Below are 4,270 nucleotides of genomic sequence, written 5' to 3' on the forward strand. Positions count from 1 at the left end.
CCGTCGTCCTGGGTGAGTTCGACACCCTGGAAGAGGGCCAGCAGGTCCGCCGCACCGGCGACGTGCTCTCGGTTCCCGTGGGTGACAAGTTCCTGGGTCGCGTCATCGACCCGCTGGGTGCGCCCATCGACGGCCTCGGCGAGATCGAGTCCGACGAGCGTCGCGTGCTCGAGCTGCAGGCCGCCACCGTGCTGGAGCGTCAGCCGGTCGGCGAGCCGATGGCCACCGGCATCACCGCCATCGACGCCCTGACCGCCATCGGCCGCGGCCAGCGTCAGCTGGTCATCGGCGACCGCAAGACCGGCAAGACCGCGGTCTGCATCGACGCGATCATCAACCAGAAGGCCAACTGGGCCACCGGCGATCCGACCAAGCAGGTGCGCTGCATCTACGTCGCGATCGGCCAGAAGGGCTCCACCATCGCGGGCGTGAAGTCGGCCCTCGAGGCGCACGGCGCGATGGAGTACACCACCATCGTCGCGGCCCCGGCCTCCGACTCCGCCGGCTTCAAGTGGCTGGCCCCGTACACCGGTTCGGCCCTCGGCCAGCACTGGATGTACCAGGGCAAGCACGTCCTGATCGTGTTCGACGACCTGTCCAAGCAGGCCGAGGCCTACCGCGCCATCTCGCTGCTGCTGCGTCGCCCGCCGGGCCGCGAGGCGTACCCGGGTGACGTCTTCTACCTGCACTCGCGTCTGCTGGAGCGTTGCGCCAAGCTGTCCGACGCGCTGGGCGCGGGCTCGATGACCGGTCTGCCGATCATCGAGACCAAGGCCAACGACGTCTCGGCGTTCATCCCGACCAACGTCATCTCCATCACCGACGGCCAGGTGTTCCTGGAGTCGGACCTCTTCAACAAGGGTGTCCGCCCGGCCATCAACGTCGGTATCTCGGTGTCCCGAGTCGGTGGCGCCGCGCAGACCAAGGCCATGAAGAAGGTCTCCGGTTCGCTGCGTCTGGAGCTGGCCTCCTACCGTGAGCTCGAGGCGTTCTCCGCCTTCGCCTCCGACCTGGACGCCGCCTCGCTGGCCCAGCTGGAGCGTGGCGCGCGCTGGGTCGAGCTGCTCAAGCAGGACCAGTACGCCCCGGTTTCCGTTGAGGACCAGGTTGTTTCGCTGTACCTGGTCGACGGCGGCTACTACGACTCCGTGCCGGTCGGCGACATCCGTCGCTTCAACGCCGAGCTGCTGGAGAACCTGCACGCCACCGTGCAGTCCTCCTTCGACGCCCTGCAGGGCGGCGCCAAGGTGCTCGACGGCGAGGCCGCCGATGCCATCAAGGCCGCGACCGACAAGTTCAAGCTGGGCTTCCTGGCGTCCGACGGCTCGCGTGTCGTCGAGGCCGAGGCCGACAAGCTGGATCACGAAGAGGTCGAGTCCCTTTCCGTCACCCGCAAGCACGTCGAGAAGTAAGACGAGCATGCGAATGACCGAATCGACTTATGAAGGGAGGGTGGACCGCTAATGCCAAGCGTGCGTGAACTTCGCTCCCGTATCCGTTCCGTGAGCTCGATCAAGAAGATCACCAAGGCTCAGGAACTGATCGCGACCTCGCGAATCAGCAAGGCGCAGGCGCGCGTTGCCGCCGCCAAGCCCTACGCGGAGGAGATCACCAAGGTGCTGGCCGAATTGGCCAGCGCCAGCGGGAATCTCAGCCACCCGCTGCTGACCGAGCGTGAGAACCCGCGTCGTGCAGCCGTTCTCGTCATCACCTCCGACCGCGGTATGTGCGGTGGCTACAACTCCAACGTCCTCAAGCAGGCGGAAGAGCTCATGGCCACGCTGCGCTCCGAGGGCAAGGAGCCGGTGCTGTACGTGATGGGCGCGAAGGGCCTGACCTACTACACCTTCCGCAAGCGGACGGTGAACGGGTCCTGGCTGGGCTTCTCCCAGCAGCCCAACTACGTGGACGCCTCGGCCGCGTGCAACCACCTGGTGGAGGCATTCATGGCCGGCGCCGACGGCGAGGTCGCCACCCCCAACGGGGTCGGCACCATGGCCGGCGTCGACGAACTGCACATCGTCTACACGCGTTTCGTGTCGATGCTGTCGCAGCAGCCCGAGGTGCGTCGCCTGGCCCCGATCCAGGTGACCTTCGTGGATGAGAACTTCGACCTGGGCCCCGACAGCTTCACCGACTCCGAGTCGGCCACGCTGTCGCCCCAGTACGAGTTCGAGCCGGACGCGGACCGCCTGCTGGGCGCGCTGCTGCCGAAGTACATCAACACTCGGATCTACTCGTCGCTGCTCGAAGCGGCGGCATCGGAGTCGGCTGCGCGCCGCACCGCCATGAAGGCCGCGACGGATAACGCCACGGACCTGGTCAATTCGCTGACCCGGACCGCGAACTCGTTGCGCCAGGCGCAGATTACGCAGGAAATCACGGAAATCGTCGGCGGTGCCAACGCACTGGCGTCGAGCTCGGACCGCGACTAAGGCCCAGGAAGAGAACCAATGACCGCAGCTACTGAAACTCGGGTCGGCACAGGCCGTGTCGCCCGCGTCATCGGACCCGTCGTGGACGTCGAGTTCCCGCGCGGTTCGATTCCCGACCTGTACAACGCCCTCAACGTCGACATCGCGCTCGCGTCGGTGGCCAAGACCCTGACCCTCGAGGTCGCGCAGCACCTGGGCGACAACATCGTTCGCACCATCTCGATGCAGCCGACCGACGGTCTGGTCCGCGGCGCCGAGGTGCGCGACACCGGCAAGCCGATCTCGGTGCCCGTCGGTGACGTCGTCAAGGGCCACGTGTTCAACGCCCTCGGCGACTGCCTCGACACCCCGGGTCTGGGCCGCGACGGCGAGCAGTGGGGCATCCACCGCCAGCCGCCCGCCTTCGACCAGCTCGAGGGCAAGACCGAGATCCTCGAGACCGGCATCAAGGTCATCGACCTGCTGACCCCGTACGTCAAGGGCGGCAAGATCGGTCTGTTCGGTGGTGCCGGTGTCGGCAAGACCGTGCTGATCCAGGAGATGATCACCCGTATCGCGCGTGAGTTCTCCGGTACGTCCGTGTTCGCGGGCGTCGGTGAGCGCACCCGTGAGGGCACCGACCTCCACCTCGAAATGGAAGAGATGGGCGTCCTCCAGGACACCGCCCTCGTCTTCGGCCAGATGGACGAGCCGCCGGGCACGCGTATGCGCGTCGCCCTCTCGGCCCTGACCATGGCCGAGTACTTCCGCGACGTCCAGAACCAGGACGTGCTGCTGTTCATCGACAACATCTTCCGGTTCACCCAGGCCGGTTCCGAGGTCTCGACCCTGCTGGGTCGTATGCCTTCGGCCGTCGGTTACCAGCCGACCCTGGCGGACGAGATGGGTCAGCTGCAGGAGCGCATCACCTCGACCCGTGGCCGCTCGATCACCTCGATGCAGGCGATCTACGTGCCCGCGGACGACTACACCGACCCCGCGCCGGCCACCACCTTCGCGCACTTGGACGCCACCACCGAGCTCTCGCGTCCGATTTCGCAGAAGGGCATCTACCCGGCCGTCGACCCGCTGTCGTCGACCTCTCGTATCCTCGAGGCGTCGATCGTCGGCGAGCGGCACTTCCGGGTGGCCAACGAGGTCAAGCGAATCCTGCAGAAGTACAAGGAACTTCAGGACATCATCGCCATCCTCGGCATGGACGAGCTCTCCGAAGAGGACAAGGTCCTCGTCGGTCGCGCCCGTCGCCTGGAGAAGTTCCTGGGCCAGAACTTCATCGTCGCCGAGAAGTTCACCGGCCAGGAAGGTTCCGTCGTTCCGCTGGAGCAGACCATCGACGACTTCGATCGCGTCTGCAAGGGCGAGTTCGACCACCTGCCGGAGCAGGCGTTCAACTCCTGCGGTGGCCTGGACGACGTCGAGGCCGCTGCGAAGAAGATCGCCGGAAAGTAGTCACCCATGGCTGACATGTCCGTTGATCTGGTCGCCGTCGAGCGACTGGTGTGGTCGGGCCGGGCGTCCTTCGTCTCGGCCCAGACCACCGAAGGTGAGATCGGCATCCTTGCCGGTCACGAGCCGCTGCTCGGCCAGCTGGTCGAGGGCGGCACCGTGACCATCGTGTCCGACGACGACGAGCGCATCGTCGCCGCCGTGCACGGCGGGTTCTTCTCGGTCACCGCCACTTCGGTGCGCGTGCTGGCCGAGTCGGCCGAATTCGCCTTCGACATCGACGAGGCGGCCGCCAAGGCCGTTCTCGCCGATGCCGATGCGAGCCCGGCCGCACTGGCCAAGGCGCAGGGCCAGATTCGCGCCCTCGAGAAGGCTGCCCAGGGCTAGCC

At 66.7% G+C, this 4,270-nt stretch carries 4 protein-coding genes; all 4 read left to right on the forward strand.

What is annotated here, in order from left to right:
* Positions 1-1,412: F0F1 ATP synthase subunit alpha (gene atpA, locus ACWELQ_RS39660; protein ID WP_452402149.1), on the forward strand; the 1,412-nt coding region annotated here is incomplete at its 5' end.
* A gap of 51 nt (positions 1,413-1,463) precedes the next feature.
* Positions 1,464-2,435 (forward strand): F0F1 ATP synthase subunit gamma, encoded by a 972-nt coding sequence (locus ACWELQ_RS39665; RefSeq protein WP_452402150.1) that lies wholly within the window; start codon positions 1,464-1,466, stop codon positions 2,433-2,435.
* Positions 2,436-2,453: 18 nt separating this feature from the next.
* Positions 2,454-3,884, forward strand: coding sequence for a F0F1 ATP synthase subunit beta (atpD, locus tag ACWELQ_RS39670; RefSeq protein ID WP_357289649.1), 1,431 nt, complete (start codon positions 2,454-2,456; stop codon positions 3,882-3,884).
* A 6-nt stretch (positions 3,885-3,890) separates the two neighbouring features.
* Complete coding sequence (locus ACWELQ_RS39675) at positions 3,891-4,268, forward strand: F0F1 ATP synthase subunit epsilon (RefSeq protein ID WP_452402151.1); 378 nt, start codon at positions 3,891-3,893, stop codon at positions 4,266-4,268.
* The last annotated feature ends 2 nt before the right edge of the window (positions 4,269-4,270 follow it).

The sequence above is a fragment of the Nocardia sp. NPDC004722 genome (genome assembly GCF_053601505.1).